Source organism: Pseudomonas spelaei, from assembly GCF_009724245.1.
Lineage (GTDB): Bacteria > Pseudomonadota > Gammaproteobacteria > Pseudomonadales > Pseudomonadaceae > Aquipseudomonas > Aquipseudomonas spelaei.
In genome coordinates this window covers 175,476-200,812 of record NZ_WNNK01000011.1, presented here as the reverse complement: position 1 = coordinate 200,812, position 25,337 = coordinate 175,476, and the positions used below count along the sequence as shown (strand labels likewise).

At 61.4% G+C, this 25,337-nt stretch carries 22 protein-coding genes; 6 read left to right on the top strand and 16 right to left on the bottom strand.

What is annotated here, in order from left to right; all coding sequences use genetic code 11:
* Positions 1–154: 154 nt before the first annotated feature.
* On the top strand, positions 155–574 hold the full coding sequence (locus tag GNF76_RS15205; RefSeq protein WP_155583966.1) for a hypothetical protein: 420 nt from the start codon (positions 155–157) through the stop codon (positions 572–574).
* Positions 575–678: 104 nt separating this feature from the next.
* Here GNF76_RS15205 and GNF76_RS15200 read toward each other — a convergent pair whose 3' ends face one another.
* Complete coding sequence (locus GNF76_RS15200; RefSeq protein WP_155583965.1) at positions 679–1,230, bottom strand: thioesterase family protein; 552 nt, start codon at positions 1,228–1,230, stop codon at positions 679–681.
* Between the two features lie 108 nt (positions 1,231–1,338).
* Between GNF76_RS15200 and GNF76_RS15195 the strand changes: the two genes are divergently transcribed.
* The gene (locus GNF76_RS15195) at positions 1,339–2,298 is read left to right on the top strand and encodes a GlxA family transcriptional regulator (RefSeq protein WP_155583964.1); all 960 of its coding nucleotides are present in this window, start codon (positions 1,339–1,341) and stop codon (positions 2,296–2,298) included.
* Between the two features lie 107 nt (positions 2,299–2,405).
* On the opposite strand, the gene GNF76_RS15190 is transcribed toward GNF76_RS15195, so the two are convergent.
* From GNF76_RS15190 to GNF76_RS15180, 3 genes are all read right to left on the bottom strand, one after another.
* On the bottom strand, positions 2,406–2,714 hold the full coding sequence (locus tag GNF76_RS15190; RefSeq protein ID WP_155583963.1) for a hypothetical protein: 309 nt from the start codon (positions 2,712–2,714) through the stop codon (positions 2,406–2,408).
* A gap of 135 nt (positions 2,715–2,849) precedes the next feature.
* A complete protein-coding gene (locus GNF76_RS15185) occupies positions 2,850–3,572 on the bottom strand; it encodes a pirin family protein (RefSeq protein ID WP_155583962.1) in 723 nt (240 codons plus the stop codon).
* 72 nt (positions 3,573–3,644) lie between these two features.
* Positions 3,645–4,085: a helix-turn-helix domain-containing protein gene (locus GNF76_RS15180; RefSeq protein WP_155583961.1), complete on the bottom strand. Its 441-nt coding sequence runs from the start codon at positions 4,083–4,085 to the stop codon at positions 3,645–3,647.
* 216 nt (positions 4,086–4,301) lie between these two features.
* Here GNF76_RS15180 and GNF76_RS15175 point away from each other — a divergent pair, with 216 nt between their 5' ends.
* Positions 4,302–6,140, top strand: coding sequence for an amidohydrolase (locus tag GNF76_RS15175; RefSeq protein WP_155583960.1), 1,839 nt, complete (start codon positions 4,302–4,304; stop codon positions 6,138–6,140).
* Positions 6,141–6,372: 232 nt separating this feature from the next.
* Positions 6,373–7,260 carry a LysR family transcriptional regulator gene (locus GNF76_RS15170; RefSeq protein WP_155583959.1) on the top strand — a complete coding sequence of 296 codons (888 nt, stop codon included), beginning with the start codon at positions 6,373–6,375 and terminating at the stop codon, positions 7,258–7,260.
* A gap of 8 nt (positions 7,261–7,268) precedes the next feature.
* On the opposite strand, the gene GNF76_RS15165 is transcribed toward GNF76_RS15170, so the two are convergent.
* The 11 genes from GNF76_RS15165 to GNF76_RS15115 all read right to left on the bottom strand — a co-directional run bounded on the left by GNF76_RS15165 (position 7,269) and on the right by GNF76_RS15115 (position 22,070).
* A complete protein-coding gene (locus GNF76_RS15165) occupies positions 7,269–9,725 on the bottom strand; it encodes a TonB-dependent receptor plug domain-containing protein (RefSeq protein WP_155583958.1) in 2,457 nt (818 codons plus the stop codon).
* A gap of 36 nt (positions 9,726–9,761) precedes the next feature.
* Positions 9,762–10,250 carry a RidA family protein gene (locus GNF76_RS15160; RefSeq protein ID WP_155583957.1) on the bottom strand — a complete coding sequence of 163 codons (489 nt, stop codon included), beginning with the start codon at positions 10,248–10,250 and terminating at the stop codon, positions 9,762–9,764.
* A 26-nt stretch (positions 10,251–10,276) separates the two neighbouring features.
* Positions 10,277–11,851, bottom strand: coding sequence for a flavin monoamine oxidase family protein (locus tag GNF76_RS15155; RefSeq protein WP_155583956.1), 1,575 nt, complete (start codon positions 11,849–11,851; stop codon positions 10,277–10,279).
* A 25-nt stretch (positions 11,852–11,876) separates the two neighbouring features.
* Entirely contained in the window at positions 11,877–13,997 is a 2,121-nt protein-coding gene (locus GNF76_RS15150; protein ID WP_155583955.1) for a TonB-dependent receptor, read from the bottom strand.
* 302 nt (positions 13,998–14,299) lie between these two features.
* Positions 14,300–15,259 carry a D-isomer specific 2-hydroxyacid dehydrogenase family protein gene (locus GNF76_RS15145; RefSeq protein ID WP_155583954.1) on the bottom strand — a complete coding sequence of 320 codons (960 nt, stop codon included), beginning with the start codon at positions 15,257–15,259 and terminating at the stop codon, positions 14,300–14,302.
* Positions 15,256–16,434 carry an acyl-CoA dehydrogenase family protein gene (locus GNF76_RS15140; protein ID WP_155583953.1) on the bottom strand — a complete coding sequence of 393 codons (1,179 nt, stop codon included), beginning with the start codon at positions 16,432–16,434 and terminating at the stop codon, positions 15,256–15,258. The genes GNF76_RS15145 and GNF76_RS15140 overlap by 4 nt, the downstream gene beginning before the upstream one ends.
* Positions 16,435–16,461: 27 nt before the next feature.
* Positions 16,462–17,466, bottom strand: coding sequence for an ABC transporter substrate-binding protein (locus GNF76_RS15135; RefSeq protein WP_155583952.1), 1,005 nt, complete (start codon positions 17,464–17,466; stop codon positions 16,462–16,464).
* A 13-nt stretch (positions 17,467–17,479) separates the two neighbouring features.
* Positions 17,480–18,811: an LLM class flavin-dependent oxidoreductase gene (locus GNF76_RS15130; RefSeq protein ID WP_155583951.1), complete on the bottom strand. Its 1,332-nt coding sequence runs from the start codon at positions 18,809–18,811 to the stop codon at positions 17,480–17,482.
* A 12-nt stretch (positions 18,812–18,823) separates the two neighbouring features.
* Complete coding sequence (locus tag GNF76_RS15125; RefSeq protein WP_155583950.1) at positions 18,824–19,780, bottom strand: ABC transporter substrate-binding protein; 957 nt, start codon at positions 19,778–19,780, stop codon at positions 18,824–18,826.
* 101 nt (positions 19,781–19,881) lie between these two features.
* The gene (locus tag GNF76_RS15120) at positions 19,882–21,465 is read right to left on the bottom strand and encodes a rhodanese-related sulfurtransferase (RefSeq protein WP_155583949.1); all 1,584 of its coding nucleotides are present in this window, start codon (positions 21,463–21,465) and stop codon (positions 19,882–19,884) included.
* A complete protein-coding gene (locus GNF76_RS15115) occupies positions 21,462–22,070 on the bottom strand; it encodes a cysteine dioxygenase family protein (protein ID WP_155583948.1) in 609 nt (202 codons plus the stop codon). Before GNF76_RS15115 ends, GNF76_RS15120 begins: the two co-directional genes overlap by 4 nt.
* A 213-nt stretch (positions 22,071–22,283) precedes the next feature.
* Between GNF76_RS15115 and GNF76_RS15110 the strand changes: the two genes are divergently transcribed.
* Positions 22,284–23,189: a LysR family transcriptional regulator gene (locus GNF76_RS15110; RefSeq protein ID WP_155583947.1), complete on the top strand. Its 906-nt coding sequence runs from the start codon at positions 22,284–22,286 to the stop codon at positions 23,187–23,189.
* A 120-nt stretch (positions 23,190–23,309) separates the two neighbouring features.
* The gene (locus tag GNF76_RS15105) at positions 23,310–24,104 is read left to right on the top strand and encodes a class II aldolase/adducin family protein (protein ID WP_155583946.1); all 795 of its coding nucleotides are present in this window, start codon (positions 23,310–23,312) and stop codon (positions 24,102–24,104) included.
* 40 nt (positions 24,105–24,144) lie between these two features.
* Here the strand turns inward: GNF76_RS15105 and GNF76_RS15100 are convergent, their stop codons facing one another.
* Positions 24,145–25,221 (bottom strand): LLM class flavin-dependent oxidoreductase, encoded by a 1,077-nt coding sequence (locus GNF76_RS15100; protein WP_155583945.1) that lies wholly within the window; start codon positions 25,219–25,221, stop codon positions 24,145–24,147.
* Positions 25,222–25,337 lie beyond the last annotated feature (116 nt).

The following is a 25,337-nucleotide window of genomic DNA, read 5'->3' as shown; positions in this document are numbered from 1 at the left end:
TGGTCTGACCCCTATTTTCTCGAAAGAAGCTATTCAGATGGATGTGGATGATATAAGAAGCAAGTTTGGTGATAAGTATGACAAGGCAATCAAGCAAATGCTCGATTATGCTGATACCTTGAATCCCGACGACTTTAAGAAGAGATGATAGACTGTGACTTATGATTATTTAACAGTCGGCGCGGTTGGGCCACTAATTGTTGGAATGCCCAGGAATGACGTACGCTCTCTGCTTGGAGAGGACTTCAGGGCGTTCAAGAAAACTGCCGCGGCCCTGAATACAATTGATGCCTATGACGGCCATGAGCTTCATGTGTACTATGATGAAAGTGATACGGTAAAAGGTGTCGAGTTTTTCAAGGGCAGTAGTTTTTTATGGAAAGACAGAGCCTTGGTAGGTGAAACCTACGCTGAAGTTAAAGAGTGTTTCTCGCGTGAAGGAGTGGATTTTTCTGTCGATAACTATGGGGCTTATGTTGATAAGTTAGGCATGGCTTTTTACATTCCTGATATTGGCGACGAGGGTGATGAAGCTATAGTTGAATCCCTCTATCTTGATTTGACAGTGAATTGATCTGAATGGCACTTACTTAACATCTAACCAGCTGATATGGCTGAAGAAGGCGCAAGGTGGTGGGCTGGCGGGAGTAGATCAGCGGCGAGCACTATTCCACGGCTCTATAACGGCCCCCGACCTTCCTCCTCCCGCAACTGCCCACTCATCCCATCACAACTGCTGGCCCAATCCACCAGCCACTGCGGCATCGGCGGTGACTGTTCGCTCACCCCCAACTCCCGCAGCAATTCTGCGGGGGGGACCGTGCCCTTGGCCGAGCGAAACAGTCCGCGCACCACCACCACACCCACCACGCGACCGTTGCTGATAAAACGGTGCTCCATCAGGCTCCATTTCTCGTCCCAGCCCAGCATGCACGTATGAATTTCAAAGGCTTCGAACAGTTTCAGTTCCCGCCGAAACTTGCCCCAGGTGTCGCCCACGATAGGCACGGCCTTGTGGCGCAGGGCAACCCGGTAAGCACCGGTGCGCAGGACGAAGTCCATGCGCCCGACATCCGCCAGGGTGAAGTACCGGCCATTGGTGACGTGGCGGTTCAGGTCCAGGTCGGTCGGCCATACCCGCATCCGTACAACGGTGGTCGACGCGCCATCGACGGGCTTGCTCCATGGGCGGCGAAACAGCATGTACAGCAAGCGAAACCACAGATTCATAAAAAGACGTCCAGCAATGATAAGTCCTTGCACTGTAGGGGGCTTGTATCGGGTAAGGTAGGTGCTTAAATGACTTTTTTCATGCGAAAAGCGCAAGAAGGCTCTTTTATGCACATTACCTTGCTCCTGGCCGATCACTGTTCCGCTGCCGGTGCCACCACGGCACTGGAGATGCTCAATGCGGCGAATCTGTTTGCAGAGGTCGCGCCGTTTGAAGTGGTGGCGGTTTCGCTGGATGGCCAGGAGGTGAACGCCTGGGGAGGGCAGCGGTTGCGGGTGGACCGTGCCCTGGCGCAGGTCGGGCAAACTGACCTGGTGTTGATTCCGGGTTTTCTGTTCACCCTCAAGGAGGCCTTGCCGACGTTTCCCGCGTACGGTCCCTGGCTGCGCCAGCAACACGCCCAGGGGGCGGTGGTGGCGTCGATGTGCACGGCGGCGTTCGTGTTGGCCGAGGTCGGGTTGTTGGATGGACTGCGGGCGACCACCCATTGGGCGTTTGCTGATTACTTTCGACGCCGGTACTCGGAGGTGCTGCTGGATGAGGCGCAGATCCTGTGCGAAGGAAACCGGGTGATCACCTGCGGCGGCGCGACAGCGGCGATGGACCTGTTGCTGCATCTGATTCGCCGCTTCGGGTCGCCGGAGCTGGCGCAAACCTGCAGCAAGTACCTGCTGATCGACAAGGTGCGCAACGAGCAATCGGTCTACGCCATGTGGTCGCTGCCCAAGGCTCACGGCGACGGTGACATCCTGCGGGTGCAGCATTGGCTGGAACAGCATTTCCCCCAGCCACTGGTGATTGATGACGTGGCCCAGCGCTTCGGCTTTGGCGTGCGTAATTTCAAGCGGCGCTTCAAGGACGCCACCGGCTACACGCCGATCGCTTACTTGCAAACCCTGCGCCTGGAGCGGGCCAAGCAGTTGCTGGAGTCCAGCCGCATGACGCTGGAGAGCATCACCTACGCGGTGGGCTATGAAGACAGCAACTCGTTTCGCCGGTTGTTCCAGCAGCGGGTCGGCCTGTTGCCGGCGGCGTACCGCAAGCGTTTCCAGTCCAATATGAGCTGAGTCAGCGCCGCAACTGCGGCTCGCTCTCGATGCAATCCACCCGAGGCGAGGCGAAAAAAAACCGGCTGATCAGGCCGGTTTGGGGGTGAACCGCGAACAACACCGGGTCAGGCGCGGTTTTCCATCAGACGGTCAGCGCCACCTTCGGCTACGCGACGTTCCATCAGGCGATCGGAACCACCTTCAGCGATGCGGCGATCTTGCAGGCGGTCAGCACCACCTTCGGCTACACGGCGTTCCAACAGCCGATCAGAGCCACCTTCAGCAATGCGGCGCTCTTGCAGGCGGTCAGCACCACCCTCGGCCACCCGGCTTTCCATCAAACGATCCGCGCCGCCTTCAGCGACAACCGGGTGGGCAAAAGCATTGACAGCAAGTACCGAGAAAGCGAGGCCGAGAAAGAGTTGGCGTTTCATGAGGGTGTGCTCCAGAAGGTCTTGGTGGGTATGGGTTTGATGGTACGCCGTGGATTTTTTAAGAGAACTTCATTGGGATGATGGTGACTATCGACGCCAGCGATGGACCGGTTGTCCGGGCCATCGCGTGGTCGATCACGGCATTTCTGGCAGCTCACGCGGCCTGAGGTCGAACACCAGCACCTCCGCGTCCTCCCCGTGGCTCAGGTGAATCTCGCGCTCATCGCGCAACCGTGCGCCGTCGCCTTCCTGCAAGCGTTGGCCGTTGACTTCAACACTGCCCCGCGCCACATGGATGTAGGCATAACGCTCCGGGGCCAGGGTCAGGCTGGCGGCTTCATCACCGTTGAACAGCCCGGCGTAAACCCGCGCATCCTGGCGAACGCTGAGGGCGCCGTCGGTGCCGTCAGGGGCGATGATCAACTGCAAGCGCCCACGTTTCTGCGCCGCGCTGAAATGCTCCTGCTGATAACGCGGCTGCGCACCACCAACGTTGGGCACAATCCAGATTTGCAGGAAGTGCACGCCTTCGGTTGGGCTGTGGTTGAACTCACTATGGGCCACGCCGCTGCCGGCGCTCATCAACTGCACGTCACCGGGGCGGATCACCGAGCCGGTGCCGAGGGTGTCCTTGTGTTCCAGGGCGCCTTCGAGCACGTAGGAGAAAATTTCCATGTCGCGGTGTGGGTGTTGGCCGAAGCCTTTGCCCGCAGCGACGCGGTCATCGTTGATCACCAGCAGGTCGGAAAAACCCTGTTCCCGCGGGTTCCAGTAATTGGCGAAGGAAAAGGTATGGAACGACTTCAACCAACCGTGGTTGGCGGCACCGCGTTCCGAGGCTTTGCGAAGGGTCAGCATGGGTCTTCTCCTCAAGAGGGAGCGGAAGGGCTCCCGGGTTGAGAAGAAGGTTAATGGTTACGGGTTGATTCATTAAGAAGCTGAAAACTGAATAACTGTCTCGCTGAAGTTGACAGTGGCTATCTGCATTTTTCTCAGTTGATGGCGGTAGCGCAACTGACGATGACGCCAAGTCATCGGGTTAACCCCTTCACTGCGGCTGAACATATGGCTGAAATGCGCCTGGTCGCAGAACCCGCATTCCTGGCCAATTTGCGTCAGGCTCAGTTCGGAGCCCGCGATCAAGACCTTGGCCCGCTGGATACGCTGCCGGCGGATCCATTCCCGGGGCGACAAGCCGGTGGTGGATTTGAACGCCCTGGAGAAGTGGCTGCGGGACAGCGCACACGCCCGGGCCAGCTCTATCACTTCCAGGCTTTCCCCGAGGTTGGCGAGGATCAGTTGCTTGACCATGCGCTCACGCTGGGCACACAGGGTGCCGGTGGTTGAAGCAAGGTGCTCGGGATGGGCCATGGTCGGTTTTCCGGGGCGGGGCAGCGCAATTTCCCTAGAGATTGCTTTACTCCACCGCAGATTGCCAGCGTGGTATGGACCGGCCGCACACAGCACATACATGCAATTTTTCCGCCTCGACGCGTTGCAGACTGACGGCACCGTTCGAGCATCGCTGCGGCCGGTGGTGACCACCTTGTTCGCACCCAGGCTTTACACCTACGTGAAGGAGTCCCTATGAACGCCGATCTGATTCTGTTCAATGGCCAGTTTCACACCGTCGACCGCGAAAACCCGCGCGCCAGCGCCGTGGCCATCCGCCAGGGGCGCTTTGCCGTCGTGGGCACCGACGCCGAAGCCATGGCCCTGCGTGGCAGCGGCACCCAGGTCATCGACCTCAAGGGGCGCACGGTGATCCCCGGTCTTAACGACTCTCACCTGCACCTGATCCGTGGCGGCCTGAATTACAACCTGGAACTGCGCTGGGAAGGTGTACCGTCCCTGGCCGATGCGCTGCGTATGCTCAAGGACCAGGCCGACCGCACGCCGACGCCGCAATGGGTACGGGTGGTGGGTGGCTGGAATGAATTCCAGTTCGCCGAAAAACGCATGCCTACCCTGGAGGAGCTGAACCAGGCGGCGCCCGACACCCCGGTGTTTGTCCTGCACCTGTACGATCGCGCCTTGCTCAACCGCGCCGCGTTGCGGGTGGCCGGCTACACCAAGGACACACCCAACCCGCCCGGTGGCGAGATTGTCCGCGACAACAATGGCAACCCCACCGGCATGCTGGTAGCGCGGCCCAACGCGATGATTCTCTATGCGACCCTGGCCAAAGGCCCGAAATTACCCCTGGAATACCAGGTCAACTCCACCCGCCAGTTCATGCGTGAGCTCAATCGCCTGGGCCTGACCAGCGCCATCGACGCTGGCGGTGGTTTCCAGAATTATCCCGATGATTACGCGGTGATCGAGCAGTTGGCCAAGGACCAGCAACTGACGGTGCGTATTGCCTACAACCTGTTTACCCAGAAGCCCAAGGAAGAACTCAGCGACTTCAAGAACTGGACCGGCAGCGTCACCCTGCACCAGGGCGATGACTACCTGCGGCACAACGGCGCCGGAGAGATGCTGGTGTTTTCCGCGGCGGATTTCGAAGACTTCCTCGAACCGCGCCCGGACCTGCCGCTGACCATGGAGCAGGAGTTGGAGCCAGTGGTGCGCCACTTGGTGGAGCAGCGCTGGCCGTTCCGTTTGCATGCGACCTATAACGAGTCGATTTCGCGGATGCTCGATGTATTCGAGAAGGTCAATCGCGATATTCCGTTCAATGGTTTGCCCTGGTTCTTCGACCATGCCGAAACCATCACCCCGAAAAACATCGAGCGGGTGCGGGCCCTGGGTGGCGGCATTGCGATTCAGGACCGCATGGCGTTCCAGGGCGAATACTTTGTCGAGCGTTATGGCGCCAAGGCTGCTGAAGCCACGCCGCCGATCAAGCGCATGCTGGCCGAAGGCGTGCCGGTAGGGGCGGGCACCGATGCCACGCGGGTGTCGAGCTACAACCCGTGGACCTCGTTGTACTGGATGGTCAGCGGTCGTACCGTCGGCGGCCTTGAGTTGCAGGCCGAAGGTTTGCCACGGCTGACGGCCCTGGAACTGTTTACCCATGGCAGCGCCTGGTTTTCCTCTGAACAGGGCAAGAAGGGCCAGATCAAGGTTGGGCAACTGGCGGATGTGGCGGCGCTGTCGGCGGATTTTTTCACCGTCGAAGACGAGGCGATCAAGTGGATCGAGTCGGTGTTGACGGTGGTCGGTGGCAAGGTTGTTTACGGTGCCGGTGATTTTGAATCGCTCGCGCCCGCCGCCGTACCGGTGCTGCCGGACTGGTCGCCGGTGGTCAAGGTGCCGGGGCACTGGCGGCCGGCTTCGCCGTTGCAGGCTCAGGTGCATCAGTGCAGCGGCCCTTGTGCGGTGCATGCTCATGGCCATGAGCGGGCGCGTCTGTCGAATGCGCCGGTCAGCGACTTCCAGGGATTCTGGGGCGCGTTTGGCTGTTCGTGTTTTGCGTTCTGACCCACGGCTTCGACTACACAGGTGAAGTTGCAGCGGCAGTGCGGCCTGCTTGCGAATACCCTGTAGCCGCTGCGGAGGTACGAGGCTGCGATGCGTGTCCGCAGGACCGCCCAAGGGGCCGCTACGCAGCCCATCGCAGCCTCGTGCCTCGGCAGCGGCTACAGAAAACTTTGATTTGTGATGGCGCTACTGACCCGCTATAAATAGCTTCATCGTCCACCGAGAAGCGACAATGAATCCTTTCGAAGACATGCGCCTGTTCTGCCAGGTCATGGAGTCTGGCAGCTTCACCGCCGCCGCCGAGCAACTGGGCCTGTCCAAACAGTTCGTCAGTCGCCGTCTTATCCAGCTGGAAGAGCGCTTGGGCGTGCGCCTGCTCAATCGTTCCACCCGCCGCCTGGATGTCACGCCACTGGGGCAGAGTTACTACGAATCGGCCCTGCGTCTGCTCAGCGAGGTCGAGCAAGTGGAGCAGGGCATTGCCGGGCAAAACAGCGAACCCCGGGGTACGATTCGCCTGAGTGCGCCCTTGTCCTTTGCCATGGCCCACTTGGGCAGCCTGCTGCCGCCGTTCCTGCAACGCCATCCCCACGTCTCGGCGGAAGTGGACTTGAGCGACCGCCCGGTGGACCTGATCAGCGAAGGCTACGATTTGGTGTTGCGCATCGGCACCCTGGAAGACTCCACCTTGATTGCGCGCCGGATTGCCAGTGTCCAGCGGGTGTACTGCGCCAGTCCGGATTATCTGGCTGCTCACGGAACGCCCCTCACACCCGAAGACCTCGCCCTTCACCAATGCCTGCCGTATGGTCATAGTCGCCAGGTGCAATGGCGTTTCCAGACCAAGGGCAAACCGCTGACGCTGAATGTAAGCGGGCGTATGCGGGTCAATAACGGTGAGTTGCTGCGCGATGCCGCCGTCGCCGGTTTGGGCATCACGTATTTACCGACGTTTATCGTCGCCCAGGCGCTGGAGCAAGGGCAGTTGGTCAGCGTGCTGGAGGACTTTGCCCCTGAACCCCTGACCTTGTCGGCGGTGTATCCCCAGCATCGGCAAAGCTCACGGCCGGTGCAGGCGCTGGTGGAGTACCTGCGGGAAAGCCTGGCGGGTGGCTGCTGAATAAGCGGCTAAAACGCATACTGCACACGACTGTAGTAATACCCTCCGGTAAACCCGAACGGCGAATAACTGCCCCAGTTATCGCCAAACGATGAGTTCTTCACGCCGATGTGATCCGGGTATTTATCGAACAGGTTCTGTGCCCCGACCGCCACCGTCAATTGCTTGGTCAGCGCATAGGCCACGTCCAGGTCGGTGATCCACTTGGCTGAATACTCGCGGTCCAGGCTCGGGTCGCTGGAACTGTTGACCTCGGTGTAGGTGCCGTAGCGGGTCAGGCGCAGGTTCACGTCGAACTCATGAATGGCCCAGTCGGCAGAGAAGATCATCTTGCTGCTGGGCGAAGTCTTGGTAATCAGTGCGCGGGACTGGCGCCCCAGCAACTGGAAGTCTCCCAAGGCACTGAGCTGCGCCGGGGTGTCGTTGACGCTGAGGATTTGCGTGTGGTTGTAGTTCAGCGCGGCGGTCCACTTGACCACGCCGTAGCGGTCCAGGTTCTGCCGGTAGTTGCCCACTACATCCACCCCTGAGGTGCGGGTGTTGGCGCCGTTGGTGAAGTACTGCGCGCCGGCGGTGGCCGGTACGCCGATGCTGTCCAGCAGGGCGGCGACGCCGGGGCCCTGGAAGCGCTCACTGAGCACCAGGCGGTCCCGCAGGTTGATGACGTAACCGTCCACCGTCAGGCTCAGGTCGTCGCTGGGGGTCAAGGCGAAACCCAGGCTGAAGTTGGTAGAGCGCTCGGGTTTCAGCGACTTGGCACCCAGGGCCTGGGCGCCGGCCGAATCCACCGGCAGGATCACGTAGTTATAGGATTGGTACACGCCGTTGATGGTGTCAAAACCGGTGGAACGTGCGGTGAAGATCTCGTTGGCCAGGGACGGTGCGCGAAAGCCATTGCTGAGGGTGCCGCGCACCGAGAACAACGGGTTGAATGCGTAGCGGGTGCTGAGCTTGCCGCTGCGGGTACCGCCGACGCCTTCGTTGTAATGCTCATAGCGCCCGGCGACACCGACGTACCACTGTTCGGTGGGGTAGAACCCCAGGTCGACGTAGCTGGCAACGCTGTTGCGGCTGATTTTCTGCGCGTCCTGCGGAGTAATGCCGTTGGTGACCTGGGCGCCTGGGTCGGGACGCTGTCCGGCCCGTGGGTGGCCTTCGGGAAACACATAGCCGCCATCGATATAGGAGGCCTCGGAGCCGGCGCGGGTCTCATAGCTTTCCCGCCGATGTTCGAAGCCGAAGGCCACGTCCAACGGCTTGGCCAGGCCCACTTCATAACTGTTTTTCAGGTCCAGGTTGCTGGTCAACTGGTCGGCAATGTAGATGCCGGATGTGAACTTGTTCGGGGTGTTTTCACCCAGGGACGGGTTCTGGTTGTTGTAGGTGCGTTGCTTGGCATAGTTGCGTCCGTAGGTGCTGCTCAAGTCCCAGGCCCAGCCGCCGAGGTCATCGCCTTTGGCACCGAAGGCCGATTGGAAGTCGGTCTCGTTGACCAGCCAGTACGGGCTGTAGCCGTCGGGGTAACCATTGGCCCCGGTGGTGATGGTGTTGCGCCCGTTGGGCAAGCGGAAATTCTGGCCGTCGTTGTTCTCGCGGGTGGCGAGGGTAGAAAACGAGTAGAGCGTCAGTCGGTCATTGAGGGGCAGGTCGAGGTTATAGGCGAAGTCGGCCAATTGGCTACGGGGCGCACCGTAGCCTTTGTAGGTGTGGTGGCTGGCATTGGCTTCACGCGGGTCCGGCGAACCGTCGGCCAGTGGGTAGTAATGGTTGTTGTAGCCGTTGCTGCCGGCCTTGTTGTCCCGTTCCTGATAGCGGGTGTCGAGGGATACGTTGAGCACGCCGGCGTCACCCACCTGGAACCCATAGTTCAACGCCTCCTGACCGGTGCCACGCTTGCCGTCGTAGTTTTGCCCCAGGGTGGTGTCGGAGCTGCCGCCGGTGGTTTGTTTGAGGATGATATTGATCACCCCGGAGATCGCGTCCGAACCGTACTGCGCCGCAGCACCGTCGCGCAGCACTTCGATGTGGTCGATGGCGGCCACCGGGATCAGGTCCAGGTCGCTGGGGGCTGCGCCGCTGTTGATCCCGTTGATGTTCAGGGTGGCGCTGGTGTGCCGGCGCTTGCCGTTGACCAGTACCAGCACATGCGACGCCGTCAGGCCACGCAAGGTGGCCGAGCGCACCACGCCGCTGGCGTCCCAGCCGGCGCGGTCGGGCAGGTTGAAGGACGGAATGAGCTTGCCCAGGGCTTCCAGCAGGCTCGGCTTGCCCACCGCCCGCAACTGGGCGGCGCTGATCACATCGATGGGCGTGGGGCTGGTGGTGACGGTGCGTTGCTCGGCGCCACGGTTGCCGGTGACCACCACGGTGTCGAGGGTGGGCGAGCGGTCTTCGGCGGATTCGACGCCGAAAGAAGCCAGGCCGCACGCCAGGGAGAGCGGCAGCAATAAGGGACGAGTGTGCATGAGAGTAAAGCTCCTTGATCTCGGGGGAGTCCTGAGTCACCGCTTGCGCGCGGCAACGGCCTCGATTTCCACCAGCCCGCCGGGCAGTGGCAGCGCGACTACTTGCACGGCGGTGCGCGCCGGTTTTTTCGGTTGCTCGGCGCTGCCGAAGAAGGGGGTGTAGCCTTCCTGCAAACCGAAGAAATCGAGTTTGCCGCCCTTGCTCGGGTCACCCACCAGGAATACCCGCAGTTGCACCACATCGCCCAAATCCAGGCCCTGGCTTTTCAGCACGTTCTTGAGTTTGTTGAGGATCGACGTGGTTTGGGTCGCGGTATCGCCATAGGCGGCGAACGAGTCCTTGGGCGCTTTCGGGTCGTGCACGTCAGCCAGCAAGCCACTGACAAACAGCAGCTCGGTTTGCGGCGGCACTGAAACCGCCAGGGAGATCGGGAAGTTGGAGTTGGGCAGCGGCACGCGTTTGATCTCATCAGCGTGGACGGCGAGGGTGGTAGTCATCAGTAATCCTGCGAATAAGGTTTTCATAAGGTCAGTCCGTGAGTGAGAAACGATCAGGCAGCAACGCCCGGTTGTTGGCGTTCGGCATGGCGACCGATCAGCGAGACGATGCGCCGTGCCGAGTCGGCGGCGCTGTTCTGCCAGATGCCGACACCGCCATGGGCGAGGGCATCACTGGCCAGGTAAGTACGGCCCTGGGGCTCGTTGAGAATGCGATAGGCGCTTTCGCCCACCTCGTCGTTGACGATCCAGGGGCCTTTGCTGAAGCTGACTTTTGCCCAGTTGATCGCCACCGGTTTTTGCAGCTTGGCGCTGTGGCCGGGGTGGAGCAGTTCCACGGCTTGGCGCGAGGAGGCGAACTGTTCGGCAATGGACTTTTTGCTGAAGGCCACGGCGGATTCGCTGGTGTTGTAGGCCGCCACCAGAATCCCCTGGGCGCTGTTGAGTCGGTCGCTGGGGTACCACAGGCCTTTGACTTCATGGTCGAGGTACGACAGGCCGCCGTAGATGTTGAAGTCGCTTTCCCAGAAGCGCGGTGACTGCCAGGCCACCTTGTTGGCCTGGTCGCTTTGTGCGGTCTGGATTGCCTGTTTGAACGGGGCGGTGAAGTTGCTCGCCAGCTTGGCCAGCAACGGCAAGGGCACGGTGACGATGGCGTAGTCGGCGCTCAGGGTCTGGGTCTTGCCGCTGAGACGGTCGCGGTAGGTGATGTGGCTGCCAAGCTCGGTCGTCTGGATATCGCTGACTTCGGCGTTGAAACGTACGGCATCCTTGAGGTGTGCGTAGAAAGCGTAGGGGATGCGGTCCATGCCGCCCACCGGTTGGAACATGGTGGAGGAGAACTCCGGAATCTCATCGAACACCAACGCGCTCCACAGTTTGGGGTTGAGCAAGGTTTGCAGCTCCAGTGGTGCCCGGGTCACCCCGGTTTGATCGCCGGCGCCAGGGATGCGGGTGTAGCCGGAGCGCACCGAGCCCTTGTATTGCAGGTCGCTGTTGAGGTCGCCATACACCTTGAGGAAGTTGAGCAACGCCTTGCGGTCGTCGACACTCAAATCCTGGTCCAGGGCCTTGCGGCTGACGGTACGCGCCAGCAACTCTGAAAGCTGGCCACGGGTGTCGTTGACCGCCTGGCGCAACTGAAACGCCGGCTGCTGTGTATCCGGCAGGGCCAGGGCGTTGCGGCTGCTGTTGACCAACACTTGCAGCTCCACCCCCAGCTCGCGGCAGTAGCCGAGGAGGGTCTGGTGATGGCTGGGAATGCGTGCGGGGCCGGCGTTGAAGAACTGTCCGTCATCGAAGTCGACGGTCTGGCTGACGCCGTCGTCGAAATCGACCTGGCTGCCACGGCGCAAGGTCCAGTTGCGGCCGCCGACGCGATCCCGGGCCTCCAGGAGGGTCACGTTGAAACCGGCTTTGCGTAGCTCATAGGCGCTGACCAGTCCGGAAATCCCGGCGCCGACCACCACCACGTTTTTGCCTTTGCCGGTGCTGCCCAGTTGCAGCGGGGTGAAGCTCGACGCCACCGCCTGGGGCGTCAGCCCCAATGCACCGAGGGCGCTGACGGCGGCGGAATAGCCGCCCACGGCGGCAATACGGGAAATCAATTCCCTGCGGGTAAAAGCCATGATTCGCTCCTTGATGTAGCGGGGGTTAGAGGTCGTAGCGCACGGACAGCAAGAGGGTTCGCGGGTCGTTGATCGAGTAGTAGCGCGCACCGCTGGACGGCACGTAGCCCACCGATTGCGGGTAGGCACGGTCCAGCAGGTTTTTCACCGACAGCGTGGTGGTCCAGTGGCCGTCGCCGGAGAGGTAGCTGGTGTGGGCGTTCCAGAAAGTCTGGGTGGGGATTTCCTGGATATCGTCGTTCAGCGCATTGGCGTAGGACTTGGTCTGGAACTGCGCATCGGTGCCCGCCAGCAAGGTGCCGGGTAGCCCGATGGGCACGGTGTAGTTCAGGCCGACACTGGCGTTCCAGCGCGGTGAAAACACCAGCTGTTTACCGTTGGCATCCACCCCGGCGCCGCTGGCGTTCTGGAAGTCGTCGTACTGGCTTTGCAAGTAGCCGAGGTTGGCGGTCAGTTGCAGGTCGCGGCTCAGGGCGGTGAGGGTTTCCACTTCGACGCCATACGTGTGGGCCTGGCCGACATTGGTGCGCAGGCTGACCCCCAGCGCCGGGTCATAGGCGTTGGTTTGCAGGTCTTTGTAGTCGTTGTAGAACAGCGCGACATTGGCCCGCAGGCGCTGGTCGAAGAAGTCGCCCTTGAGCCCGGTTTCCCAGGTGGTCACGTCTTCCGGGGAGAACGCCTGTTCAGCGGCGGCCCGGGTGGGGGCGCGGTTGTCGTAGCCGCCGGCCTTGAAACCCTTGGCGACGTAGGCGTATTGATTCAGGTGCGGAGTCCAGGCGTATTCGAAGCCGATTTTCGGGCTGGTGGACTGCCAGGACTTGCTCGATTCGGCGCTGAAGTTGGTGCCGGTGATTTGCCGGTCGGTGGTGATCGCGTAGTTGGTGAAGTCGAAATTCTTGTGCTCACGGGTAAAGCGCAGCCCGGCGATCAGCGACAATTGTGGGGTCAGCTTGTAAGTGCCCTGGCCGTACAGGGCGTAGCTTTCGGTGTTGGTGGTGCTGTACTGGCCCTGGCCGATTACCTGCTTGCGCGCAACGGAATACGTGAGGTTGTCGCGGTCGGCATCGAATTTCTCGCGGTACAGGTACAAGCCGGTGCTGAAGCTGAAATCCTCGTAGTCGCCGTTGAGCTGGAACTCCTGGGTGGCGTAGTTCTGTTGGTAAAGAATCAGGTTGTTCTGGATCAGTGCGGCTTGCCCGGAGTTGTCGTAGTCCACCGGTTGATGGAAGGCCGACCAGGCGCTGACCGATTTGAAATTCAGATGATCGTCGATGGCGTAGATCGCCCGCAGCACCGAGCTGCCTTGGTCGAGGCGGTTTTTCGGGTTGAGGCTGCTGTAGCTCTTGAACTTGTCGAAGTGGCCGTTGGCGTCAAACGGGGTATAGCTGGTGGTGTCGCCCCGGTCGAAGGTGCCGGCCAGGGTCAGTTGTACATCCCACGGTGAATCCACGGGGTTGTAGCGCAGCTTGCCGCGATAGGACTGGATATCGACGTTGTTCACGTCCTTGCCTCGGGTCGGATTGGAGACGGTGCCATCGCGGGTGAGGCGAATTGCCGAAAAACTGCCGAACAGGGCGTTGTCCACCAGCGGCCCGCTGATCAGCAGGCGGCCGTTCTGTGCGTTGTAGTTGCCGGCGCCCAACTCCACGAACCCACGGGTTTGCTGGGTCGGGTCGCGGGTGATGACACGGATCGCCCCGGCACTGCTGTTGCGTCCGTACAGCGTGCCCTGAGGGCCACGCAGCACTTCGACGCGCTCGACATCGTTGAAGTCGAGCATCGAGGAAATGGCACGGGGGATGTATAGGTCATCGGCATACACCGCCACGGCTGACTCCTGGATCGGGTCGGTTTCGCCGATGCCGCGAATCCCGTAGGTCTGGGCGCTGTAGGAGATTGACTGGCGGCTCATGGACAGGTTGGGCACCTGGCCGGCAAGGTCGCGCACGCTTTTGATCTGCTTGTCTTTCAGGGCCTTTTCGTCGAACGCGGAAATCGCCAACGGGGTTTTTTGCAGGTCTTCGCTGCGGTGCTCGGCGGTGACGTTGACCACGGGCAGGGCGGTGTCGTCTGCATGAGCCGAGAGGCCGAACAGCGCAAGGGAAACGGCCAGTGTCAGGCGATTGGGTACGAGGGTGTGACTCATGTGAGGCCCCTGAGGTAATTGACGGTTTAGGCAAGGCCTCCACCTGGTCAGGGGTCGGTGCTGGATGTAACAGTATTTGTATAAATGCGGTCCGTAAAAGTCCGATTAGTTATAAGTTAATTATAAAAAATAGACATTTATAGTTTTGATAGAGATGCATAGATCTGATGATATATTTGGCTGTCACATAACAAATGTGGGAGCGGGCTTGCCCGCGATTGCAGTGTGTCAACCACGATCAATGTTGACTGACCCACGGCCATCGCGGGCAAGCCCGCTCCCACATTTTGATTGCGTTCGGCTTAATAGCCGCGCTGGGTATTCGCCAGGTTTTCCAGCGGTAAACCTTCGAGATAGCGCTCCAGATTGCCCAGAAAACTATCCGCAATGTCATACCGGCTATGGGTTGAAATCGCCGAGGTATGCGGCGACAACCTCACCCTCGGATGCCCATACAACGCATGCCCATCCGGCAATGGCTCCGGCTCCGTCACATCGAGCGAGGCCAGGCCGACACTGCCGTTGTCCAAGGCTTCCAGCAGCGCCTCATGATCCAGCAAGCCACCCCGGGCAATGTTGATCAGGTGCAGGCCCGGCCTGGCGCTGGCCAACACTTGGCGATCCACCAGATGGCGGGTCGCCTCGGTCAATGGCGCGGCCAGCACCAGGTGATCGGAGCGGGCAAACAGGTCATGAATATCCCGCGCGGCTTCAACCCCGTCCACCTCGAACGGTGCCTGGCTCTGACGCAGCGCGACGATCTTGATCCCCAGGGCATGGGCTTTTTGCGCGAGGCTGCGGCCAATTGCGCCAAAGCCCAGTATCCCCAACGTGGTGCCCTTGAGTGGCCGCAAGGCGGTGAACTGCCAGTGCGAATCGTGCACCCAGATATCCGGCAAATGCTTGGCCGCAGCGAAGATAGCGGCCAGGGCGAACTCGGCGATGTTCTCGGCGGCGCTGCCTCGTGACGTACTCACCGGCGGGCCGTTGAACAGCCATTTGGGGTAGAAGTCGATCCCCGAGGACACCACCTGAATCCACTGCACCCCATACGGCCAGCCCGGTGGCGGGGTGTCCGGTGCTTGATAACCACGCACATTGATGGGCCGCGCCAGCAGGATATTGGCCTGCGCCGGCAGGTCGCTGGGCACGCCCGCCGGTACGCCGATGACCTCGGCATCGGGATGGGTCAGGGCCAGGCGTTGGCGGATGACCTCGTTGAAATCGTCGTCCAGTTGGCTGGCGATAATCACCTGGCTCATGTGCGCTCCTTCTGGCGTTGTGCAAAGACGGCCTTGCCGACCCCTTGCAGCACCGCGTCGTTCTGCGGGGTATGGACGCGGCTGCACAGCACGTCGCGGTAGTGCCGTTGCAGCGGGCTATGGCGCGACAAACCGGGATTGCCCGAGGCCTCGATGGCCAGCTCGACGGCGCGGATGGCGTTGCCGGTCACCAGGAATTTCAACTGTGCTGCGTTGGCGGCCGGTGTGTGCCCCTCGGCCGCTGCGTCCAGCAGGCTGCGGTTGGCAAACAGCAGGGTGTCGATATGGCCAACGGTTTCCTGGAAGCGCGGCAGGGTCGACAGTGCCGCGCCAAGGTTGGACGGCTTGCGGTGTTCCAGCCAGTCCACCAGCCAGTCCCGCGCGGCCTGGGCCACGGCGTCGTAGACCGACGACAGCAACACCGACATCCACAGGAAACCATCGCCATCCAGCTCCGCCTGCGGCGCGCTCCAAGGGCTGACGCTGACGGCGTGATCCAGGGGCACCAGCACGTTGTCGAACACCACTTCATGGCTGCAGGTAGCGCGCATGCCCAGGTGATCCCAGGTGTCGATGATGCTGATGCCGGGGCTGTCCTTGGGCACCAGCCAGGCTCCCACCAGCGGGTCTTCATCGCTGCTGCGGGCCCAGACGCTGAACCAGGTCAGGCCGTGGCTGCCGGTGGAGTAGAGCTTGCGCCCGCTGATCCGCCAACCTGCGGAGGTACGTCGGGCGATAGTTGCCGGCAGACCGCCACGGGCCGGCGTGCCGAGGTCCGGCTCAACCCGCAGCGCGTTGATCAGCGCGCCGTTGTGCACAGCGTCTTCGGCGACTTTTACCCGCAGTGACGGTGGCCAGCTTTTGCTGTCTTGCAGGCGTGTGTGTTGCAGGTATTGCATCACCAGGATCAACGCGGTGGACGGTTCGGCCTTGGCGATGGCGCTGATGGCCTGGCGTGCCTGGGCCAGGTTGGCACCGCCACCGCCGAGGGCCTTGGGCACGGTCAATGCCACCAGGCCGTGCGCGTGCAGCAGTTTGAAATTCTCGTGGGGGAAGGAGCCGCTTTCGTCATACAGGTGCGCGGTGGCTGCCAATTGACTGCCGAGGCGTTCCAGAAGGGCCTCGAAGTTGGCCACTTCCACGGTGCGCAGTGACGGTTGAGAAGAAGAACTCATGGTCGGTTCACTCGATCAAAATAGGCTTTATAGCGGCAGCAACTTGAACTGCCGATCCCACAACGGGCTGACATCCAGCCGCTCGCTCAATACGCCCGCGTTGAAGAACAGGTCCGCGACCTCTTGCTGTGAGGCGATGGCCTGGTCATTGACCTCGATCATGCGGTAGGGCTGGCTGCGGTTGTTGTACATGTCGAGAAACACCGCTTTATCCACCCCCAGCAGTTGCGCCGATTTCGCGGCCCAGGGTTCGGGGTTGTTGTTCATCCATTCCAGGGTGCGTGCCTCGCGTTGCAAGTAATCCTGGATCGCCTGTTTGCGCAGCGGATCTTCCAGGGCCGCCGGACGCGCGGCGATCAGGTAGTTGCCCGAGAGATAGCCCAGGGCGGTTTTCAGCACCCGCGCGCCGCTGCGGAATTTCGCCAGTTGGATAAACACCCCATAGATCACCCAGGCATCCAGTTGGCCACTTTGGAAGGCACTGAAACCGTCCTGCGGGGTCAGCGGCACGGCAGTGATGTCGTTCAACGTCAGCCCTTGTTCCTTCAAGGCCTTGATCAAAAAGTAGTGGGAGGTGGTGGAGCGCACATACCCCACGCGCTTGCCCTTCAGTTGCGCGACCGACTCCAGTTTCGAATCCTTGGGGATCAGGATTACCTGGTTATTCACGTCCCCTTGCAGCACGGCGATCAGCCTGGGTTCGCGATGACTCTGGATCGAGAAAATCGGCGGGATTTCACTCATGCCGCCGATGTCCAGGCTGCCGGAAGCCAGGGCTTCGACGATCAGGTTGCCGCCGGCAAATTCGGCGAAGTCGACCTTGTAAGGGCGCTCAGAGGTGCCGGCGTCATCGGTGAAGTACGAGTCCTGGCCACGGTAGGTGGCGACGCTCAGGGTCACGTCCGCCAGAGGATGGGCCTGGGCGAACGCCAGTGCAGGCAGCCCCAGGGACGATAAGCCCATGGCACCGAGGGCGATGGAGCTGGCGGTAAGAAAATCGCGACGATTGAACTGTCCGTGTGTGTGCTTCATGGTCGGGCCCTGGTCAGATGGCGAGTTCAAGCTCGACGGCGTGACGATTGACCGGCACGTCCAGGCCGAAGTTGTCCCGCAGCGTGTGGCCGCTGTATGTCTGGCGAAACAGCCCACGCTGTTGCAGCACCGGCACCACCCATTCGGTGAAGGACTGCAGGCCGTCCGGCAGCAGCGAGTTGATGATGAAGCCGTCGGCGGCGCCGCCTTCGAACCAGGTCTGGATGGCGTCGGCCACCTGTTGCGGCGTGCCGACAAAGTCCCGCCGTGGCCGGGAGAAACGCAGGGCGACTTCCCGCAGGGTCAGGCCTTCGTCCCGGGCCAGTTGTTTGATGCGGTCGGAGCCGCCTTTCTGGCTGTTGGAGCCCAGGTCACCCAGCTCGGGGAACGGCGCGTCCAACGGGTATTGGCTGAAGTCATGGTCATTGAAGGGGCGGCCGAGGGCGACGATGGCGTCTTCGATGGTCACCAGCTCCACCGCTTGCTGATAGCGGCTTTCCACCTCGGCGGCATCGCGCCCGACAATCGGCCGGATGCCCGGCAGGATAGACAGGTGGCTGGCGTCGCGACCAAAACCGCGAGCACGCTGTTTAAGGTCTTGCGCGTAGCTCAGTGCTTCTTCGAAACTTTCGGCGTGGACAAAAATGGCATCGGCGTTTTCGGCGGCAAAGTTGCGGCCATCCTCGGAGGTGCCGGCCTGGAAAATCACCGGCTGGCCTTGGCGGGAGCGGGCGATATTGAGCGGGCCCTTGACCGAGAAAAACTCGCCCTTGTGGTCCAGGGCATGGAGCTTGCCAGGGGTGAAAAACTCACCGCTTTGCTTGTTGTAGGCGAAGGCGTCGTCTTCCCAGGAATCCCACAGGCCCTGGACCACCTTCACATGCTCCTTGGCAATGCGATAACGCACGGCATGAGGCGGGTGCTCGGGTTTGCTGAAGTTGTCGGCGGTGCCGCTGAGCCACGAGGTCACCACGTTCCAACCGGCGCGGCCGCCGCTGATATGGTCCAGGGACGCAAACTGGCGGGCCACCTGGAACGGCTCGGTGTAGCTGACCGTCACGGTGGCCACCAGGCCGATGTTTGAGGTCAGTGCTGCGAGGGCCGAGAGGATGGTCAGCGGCTCGAAGCGGTTCAGGTAGTGAGGGCTGGATTTTTCGTGGATATGCAGGCTGTCGGCAATGAACACGAAATCGAACTTGGCGCCTTCGGCCAGTTGCGTCTGCTGCTTGTAGAAATCGAAGTTCACACTGGCATTGGCCAGCGCTTGCGGATGGCGCCATTCGCCCCAGCCATGGCCGACGCCATGGACCATCGCACCGAGTTTCAGTTGGCGTTGTTTGCTCATGGTTCTACTCCTTTAGCGGGAAGCCTGATTGAGAGGGGCGCGTTGGGCGTTGAAGCTTTTGTCGAAGCCTTGGGAGACGTCGATGGGTTTGGTGAGCAAGCCTTCTTCCCGGTAGATCTCGGCGGTGGCTTGCAAGCCGCTGATCACGCCATCGTCGATCAGTACGGGTTGCATGTGGGTGGCATTGGCCACGGCCACATGCACGGCCAGCGGCAAGCCGGTGACCTTGGCTTGGGCGGCGGCGTAGGCCTCGGGGTGGGCGTTGGTCCAGCGGTAGGCGCGGTCTACCCGGGCGACAAAGTCGTCCAGTTGCGGGCGTTTGTCGGCGATGGCCTGGCGGGTGGCGGCGAGGTACAGGTGGTTGGTCAGCAGGGTGTCGCCACTGGCCAGGACTTTGGCCTGGCTCTGGCTGGTGACCACCGTGGTGTAGGGATCCCAGGTCGACCAGGCGTCAGCCGTGCCGTTATCCAGCAGCAAGCGCGACTCACTGGGCAGCAAGTAGATGAACTGCACATCGTGGGTGCTCAGGCCAACGCTGCGCAGGGCTTTGATCGCCAACAGGTGGCCGATGGAGCCGCGGGTGGTGACGATGCGCTTGCCCTTGAGGTCGAGGGCGGTGTTCAGCGGCGAGTCCTTGGGCGCGAGAATCGCGGTGGTGTAGCGGCCCTCGGCGTGGATGATGCTCACCACCTTGAGCGGCGCACCGGCACCCAGGGCGAAAACGTAGGGCGCATCGCCCAGGGCGCCGATGTCGACGGCGCCGGCGTTCAGGGCTTCACCCAGTGGCGCTGCGGCGGGGAATTCGGAGAACTGGATCTGGTAGGGCACATCGTTCAGTTCGCCGGAAACCTCCAACAGCACCTTGATGGTGGACTTCTGGTTGGCCACGCGCAGCGGTTGCAGGTCGGCGGCCTGGCTGGTGTTGCCCAAGGCGAGGGCGATCAACAGGAGGGGAAGGGTAAAGCGCATCGGGGTTGCTCCAGGCTAGGTCTTGCGTCGGGTCGCCTCCGCCTGGAGAAGGGGTCGGCCAATGTTGGGGGGAGCAGCGAGCAGGCTCGCTGCGGATGTGCTCAGATCACAAAGAAACCATGGGTGCCGTCGCGGGCCAACTGGTCCACCAACCCGAACTCCCAATCGAGGTAAGCCTGCATGGCTTCCCGAGGGTTATCGGTGCCTTCGTAAGGGCGGCGATAACGGTCGATGCGCGGGGAGGCGAGGTGGCTTTCGCCGTCCTCAAGCGGTAATTGCGCGGCGATCCAACTGGCCGTGCCGTCCCTTAGCAAAAATACCTGTTTGCCGGTGATGGCTTCGACTTCGGCCACCGCCAGGCGCGCCAACTGGCTGCTGCCACAGGTCAGCACATAGCGTTGCGCCGCAGGCACATTGCTCAGGGCTTGGGCGAGCTGCCCGCGCAAGGCCCACCAGGCACCCGGGATATGACGCTTGACGTAATTGGCGCTGCTGGTGAAGTCCAGCACGGCGGTGTCACCGTGGGTCAGCCATTCGGCCAGGGTTTGCGGGCTGATTACTTCGGCCTGTTGCGCAGCAGGGACCGGAGCCTGCCAGGCACCCTGCTCGCTGAAGTGGGCCGGTTGCAGGTCATCCACCACGAAGGCTTCCCAGCCCAGTTGCGCCAGCCAGGAGGCGGACATATTGGCCCGCACGCCATCGTCGTCGACCAGCACCAGGCGTGCGCCGCGAACGCTGGCCACGTGATCGGTTTCCTGCACCAGTTGGCCGCCAGGCGTCGAGCGGGCCGAGGGCAGGTGGCCGGTTTCGAATTCTTCCGGGGTGCGCACATCGAACAGGTAAGTGGTGCGGGCGGATTCTTGTTGCCAGCGGCTCAGGTCGGCGAGGGTGGCGCGGCCAACCCGGGTCTTGTCGGCGACCCGGCGCGCCTCTTGCGCTGCCACCTGGCGATGTTCTTCGCCGGTGGGCAAGAAGCGCCGTGATTGGCCGTGTTGCAGGGTTTGCCCGGCGAGGGTCCAGCCGATGGTGCCGTTGCGCAGGGCGGACACCGGGTTGGGAATGCCGGCATTGATCAGCGATTGGGTGCCGATGATGCTGCGGGTACGCCCGGCGCAATTGACGATGATGCGGGTGGCCGGGTCCGGTGCCAGCTCACGGGCGCGCAGTACCAGTTCCGCTCCCGGCACGCTGATGCTGGAGGGGATGCTCATGGTCTGGTATTCGTCGAAACGGCGGGCGTCGAGCACCACCACATCGGCCTCGTTGTCCAGCAGCGCCTGAACCTCTTCTGCGGCCAGGGACGGCGTATGCCGTTGGCTTTCCACCAGTTCGCCGAATGCCTTGCTGGGCACGTTGACGTCGATAAACAGCTCACCGCCGGCGCTGCGCCAACCGTCCAACCCGCCTTCCAGCAGGCTGACTTGGGTATAGCCGAGCGCCTGTAAGCGTTGGACGGCAATGTTCGCCAGGCCTTCGCCATTGTCATACACGGTGACGGCGGTATCACGGCGCGGAATGCGCGAATACACCTCCAGCTCCAGCTTGGATAACGGGATATTAGCCGCGAACAGCGGATGAGCTTCGGCGAACGGCGCCTCTTCGCGCACATCCACGAGGGCCAACTCTTCATGGTCCAGCAATGCCTGGTGAATCTGGGCGAAGGAGCGGGTGGGTACAGTACTCATAGGGCAGGGCTCTCTTTGGACAAGTCCCAGATATTGGGGAGAAAGGCGTTGGAGTAACCGGAGATAAACAGCTTTTCGCTGCCGTCGGCCTGGTAGACCGCACGGCGTACGGCACCGATATTGGCGCCGTAGACGTGGATGCTGATGGAGACCTGGTCGTCAAAGGCATTGCTGACCTGATGGATGTCGCCGATATTCGGTGACACCGCCTCCACCTGGCCCGGTTCAAGCTGGACCCGCTTGCCCTCGGCGATCAGGGCGCCGTGGGCATCACGCCCAAAGCCCTGGGCATATTCGGAACCGCGCAACATGCCGATCAAGCCCCACACTCGGTGGTCATGAATCGGCGTGGTTTGCCCCGGCCCCCACACGAAACTGACGATGCTGAAGCGCTGGCGCGAGTCGGCATGCAGCAGGTATTGCTGATAGCGTTCGGGGTTGGCCTGGGCGAACTCATCCGGCAGCCAGTCGTCATGGCTGACCAGTTGCGCCAGCAGCTTGCCGCCGCGGTGCAGCAAGTCGCCTTCGCGAGGATTGCCGTCGATCAGCTCCGCCAGGGCGCCTATGAAGGCTCTGAGTCTTTCCGGGTGTCGGGCCTGGGTCATGGCAGTTCCATCGTCACGGTTGGTGGATTTATCTAAGCATAATGTTCGTTGTTAATATGCTATTTTTTAATGATTAGGTTATAGCTGAAAGTAATTTAGAACCGGTTTGAATAGCGTTAGACGTTATCGATAGGCTCCGCGGGCTATCCAGATACCGACAATGGAACTATGCTTTTCCGACATCTTATTGACTGTTCTCTATGTGCGGGCCAAATGAAAATTGACGATATCGATGCCTTTGTCGAAGTGATTCGTTGCCAGTCCATCAGCCATGCCGCCGAGTCGTTGCAACTGACTCAACCGGCGATCACCCGCCGCGTGCAGAACTTCGAGCAGGCGCTGGGCGTGGAGTTGTTCGACCGCAACACCAAACCCCTCAAGCCCACTTTGATCGGTACTCGGGTGTATGAACAGTGCCGATTGATCCTTCGGGAAATGGATGCCCTGCGCGAGCTGGTGGCTACCGACGCACCGCCCACCGGGCTGCTGCGCCTGGGCGTGCCGCAAACCATCGGCGATGTGGTGCTGCTGGATGCGCTCAAGCACCTGCGCAGCGAGTACCCCGATTTGCGTGCGCAAGTCGCGACCGGGTGGGGCAGTCAGCTGGTGGGCAAGATCGAGCGTGGTGAACTGGATGCCGCAGCGGCGCTGTTCCCGGCCGGGAAGATTTTCCCGGACAACATCGTCGGCGAATCCATCGGCAAGATGGAGCTGGTGGTGGTCTGCGCCAAGGCCCAACTACCCAAGCGCCCGTGCAAGTTGGCTGACGTCTATCAGAATGGCTGGGTGCTCAACCCTGACGGCTGCGGCTTTCGTGCCGGTTTGCAGCGCACCTTATCGGACCAGGGCCTGGCCCTGCGGGTCAACCTGGAGACGTTTGGCACCGAGTTGCAACTGGGGCTGGTGGCGGACGGTCTCGGCCTGGGGTTGGTGCCGCGCCCGTTGCTGGAGCGCAGCGCTCACCGTGAGCAACTGGCGGTGATGCCCCTCAAGGATTTCAAGCCGGTGATGGACCTGTGGCTGATCTACCCGCACTTTCTTGGCAACCTGCAAGGGCCGGTGGACGCTTTTGGCAAGCGTGTGGCCGACTCGCTGCACAAGGTCCGGGACGCGGCATGATGATAGGGATGGGACATAAAAAATAATAATAATTAGCTTAGATTAAAATGTGCTTTTTATTATTTTTTGCCTTCCCCTAGGCTGGCTGGAGATTCTCAATACCCTCCAGGAAGTGTCGCCATGAGCAGTGTCAGTCCATTATCCAGCGTCTCGAAAAATGTTCGCCAGCGGGTCAGCCCTGAAGAGTGGGAGGTGCGGGTCAAGCTGGCCGCCGCCTACCGATTGGCGGCCTTGTACAAGTGGACCGATCATATCTACACCCATTTCTCCGCACGGGTACCGGGCTCCGAGGAACACTTCCTGATCAATGCCTTCGGCTTGTTGTTCGATGAAATCAGCGCCTCCAACCTGGTCAAGGTGGACATCGACGGCACTGTCGTTGATGACCCGACGGGGCTTGGCATCAACTACGCCGGCTATGTAATCCACAGCGCCATCCACGCGGCCCGTCCCGACCTGCAAGCGGTGTTGCACACCCACACCCGGGACGGCATTGCGGTGTCGGCGCAGAAGGACGGGTTGCTGCCGATTTCCCAGCACTCCATTGGTTTCTCCGGGCGCGTGGCGTATCACGGTTATGAAGGCGTAGCGCTGGACCTGGATGAGCGTGAGCGGCTGGTGGCGGACCTGGGCGACAAGAGCGTGATGATCCTGCGCAACCATGGGCTGTTGACCGCTGGTATCAGCGTCGAGCACGCGTTCCAGCAACTGCAGGGTCTGGAGCGGGCCTGCACTATTCAAATCGCGGCCCAGGCGGGCGGGAATGCTGAACTGATCTTCCCGCCGGCAGAGGTGGTGGCCAAGGTCGAGAAACAGGCCGAGGTCTTCAAGAGTGGGGATGGGCCGGGTGTGGCCCGGCATTGGAATGCGTTGATCCGGCAGTTGGAGCGCACGGATACCGACTACAAGGACTGAAGCATTGATCGTTCCCACGTGAGTGGGAACGATCGGCGTGTCAGGCGGCTTGTTGCTCGCGCTCGGCCACCAACTGACGGGTCAGTGGGATCAGCCGCTTGCCATAGTCGATAGCATCATTGAGCGGGTCAAAACCACGAATCAGGAAGGTGGTGATGCCCAGGTCGTAATAGTCGAGCAGGGCTTCGGCTACTTGTTCGGGGGTGCCTACCAATGAGGTGGAGTTACCTTGTGCACCCAACAGGCCGGCGATCCCGGTCCACAAACGCTTATCCAGCCTCGAGCCCTGGGCCGCTGCTGCCAGCAGGCGGCGGGAGCCTTCATTCGGGGGTTCACGTCTTACAAAGCCATTTTTTTCAGCCAGCGCAGTGGCCTGTTGCAGGATGCGCTCGGCACGCTCCCAGGCCAGTTCTTCGGTCTCGGCCAGGATCGGTCGCAACGACAAACTGAAGCGTATGGCTCGTCCATGCTTGGCTGCTTCAGCCCGCACCTGCGTCACCACTTCCCGCACTTGTTCATAGGTTTCACCCCACAGTGCATACACGTCCGCATGTTTGCCGGCCACGGCGATGGCGGCCGCTGATGATCCGCCGAAATACAGCGGGATATGCGGCTGTTGTGGCGACTTGACCGTCGAGTGCGCGCCTTCGACCTGGTAGTAGGTGCCGTCATAGTCGAAGGACGTTTCGCTGGTCCATTCCTGGCGCACCACGCTGAGGTATTCATCGGTGCGGGCGTAGCGTTCGTCCTTGCCGATGTGGCTGCCATCGGCGCGCAATTCACGGTCGTCGCCACCGGTGATGATGTGCACGGCGGTGCGCCCGCCGTTGAACACGTCGAGGGTGGTGAACTGCCGGGCGGCCAGTGTGGGCTGGACGAAGCCGGGTCGATGGGCAATCAGGAATTGCAGTTTCTTCGTCACGCTGGCGGCGTGGGAGGCGATCAGCGTGCTGTCCGGGCTGTTGGAGTGGAAGGCGATCAGGGCGCGGTCGAAACCGGCCTCTTCGTGGGCGCGGGCCACGGTTTCCACATAGTCGGGCTGCAAGGTCGGGCCGCTGCGGGGGTGGATTTCCGAGGCGTGGTGGCCACCGATGTAGCCGATAAATTCAATGCTCATGGTCAGTCCTTGTTGAGGGTGAGGTTAAAGCCTCCACCGGGCAGGGGGTCGGGTATGAGGATGAAAGTAGGGGTAGCCGCAGGGCCTGTAAAATGCCGTTTTGTTCTATCCTAATT

What these genes read in the sequence shown, in the direction of transcription:
- GNF76_RS15200 (WP_155583965.1), bottom strand. Translation starts at nt 1,230, where the DNA reads ATGAATCTGTGGTTTCGCTTGCTGTACATGCTGTTTCGCCGCCCATGG.
- GNF76_RS15195 (WP_155583964.1), top strand. Translation starts at nt 1,339, where the DNA reads ATGCACATTACCTTGCTCCTGGCCGATCACTGTTCCGCTGCCGGTGCC.
- GNF76_RS15190 (WP_155583963.1), bottom strand. Translation starts at nt 2,714, where the DNA reads ATGAAACGCCAACTCTTTCTCGGCCTCGCTTTCTCGGTACTTGCTGTC.
- GNF76_RS15185 (WP_155583962.1), bottom strand. Translation starts at nt 3,572, where the DNA reads ATGCTGACCCTTCGCAAAGCCTCGGAACGCGGTGCCGCCAACCACGGT.
- GNF76_RS15180 (WP_155583961.1), bottom strand. Translation starts at nt 4,085, where the DNA reads ATGGCCCATCCCGAGCACCTTGCTTCAACCACCGGCACCCTGTGTGCC.
- GNF76_RS15175 (WP_155583960.1), top strand. Translation starts at nt 4,302, where the DNA reads ATGAACGCCGATCTGATTCTGTTCAATGGCCAGTTTCACACCGTCGAC.
- GNF76_RS15170 (WP_155583959.1), top strand. Translation starts at nt 6,373, where the DNA reads ATGAATCCTTTCGAAGACATGCGCCTGTTCTGCCAGGTCATGGAGTCT.
- GNF76_RS15165 (WP_155583958.1), bottom strand. Translation starts at nt 9,725, where the DNA reads ATGCACACTCGTCCCTTATTGCTGCCGCTCTCCCTGGCGTGCGGCCTG.
- GNF76_RS15160 (WP_155583957.1), bottom strand. Translation starts at nt 10,250, where the DNA reads ATGAAAACCTTATTCGCAGGATTACTGATGACTACCACCCTCGCCGTC.
- GNF76_RS15155 (WP_155583956.1), bottom strand. Translation starts at nt 11,851, where the DNA reads ATGGCTTTTACCCGCAGGGAATTGATTTCCCGTATTGCCGCCGTGGGC.
- GNF76_RS15150 (WP_155583955.1), bottom strand. Translation starts at nt 13,997, where the DNA reads ATGAGTCACACCCTCGTACCCAATCGCCTGACACTGGCCGTTTCCCTT.
- GNF76_RS15145 (WP_155583954.1), bottom strand. Translation starts at nt 15,259, where the DNA reads ATGAGCCAGGTGATTATCGCCAGCCAACTGGACGACGATTTCAACGAG.
- GNF76_RS15140 (WP_155583953.1), bottom strand. Translation starts at nt 16,434, where the DNA reads ATGAGTTCTTCTTCTCAACCGTCACTGCGCACCGTGGAAGTGGCCAAC.
- GNF76_RS15135 (WP_155583952.1), bottom strand. Translation starts at nt 17,466, where the DNA reads ATGAAGCACACACACGGACAGTTCAATCGTCGCGATTTTCTTACCGCC.
- GNF76_RS15130 (WP_155583951.1), bottom strand. Translation starts at nt 18,811, where the DNA reads ATGAGCAAACAACGCCAACTGAAACTCGGTGCGATGGTCCATGGCGTC.
- GNF76_RS15125 (WP_155583950.1), bottom strand. Translation starts at nt 19,780, where the DNA reads ATGCGCTTTACCCTTCCCCTCCTGTTGATCGCCCTCGCCTTGGGCAAC.
- GNF76_RS15120 (WP_155583949.1), bottom strand. Translation starts at nt 21,465, where the DNA reads ATGAGTACTGTACCCACCCGCTCCTTCGCCCAGATTCACCAGGCATTG.
- GNF76_RS15115 (WP_155583948.1), bottom strand. Translation starts at nt 22,070, where the DNA reads ATGACCCAGGCCCGACACCCGGAAAGACTCAGAGCCTTCATAGGCGCC.
- GNF76_RS15110 (WP_155583947.1), top strand. Translation starts at nt 22,284, where the DNA reads ATGAAAATTGACGATATCGATGCCTTTGTCGAAGTGATTCGTTGCCAG.
- GNF76_RS15105 (WP_155583946.1), top strand. Translation starts at nt 23,310, where the DNA reads ATGAGCAGTGTCAGTCCATTATCCAGCGTCTCGAAAAATGTTCGCCAG.
- GNF76_RS15100 (WP_155583945.1), bottom strand. Translation starts at nt 25,221, where the DNA reads ATGAGCATTGAATTTATCGGCTACATCGGTGGCCACCACGCCTCGGAA.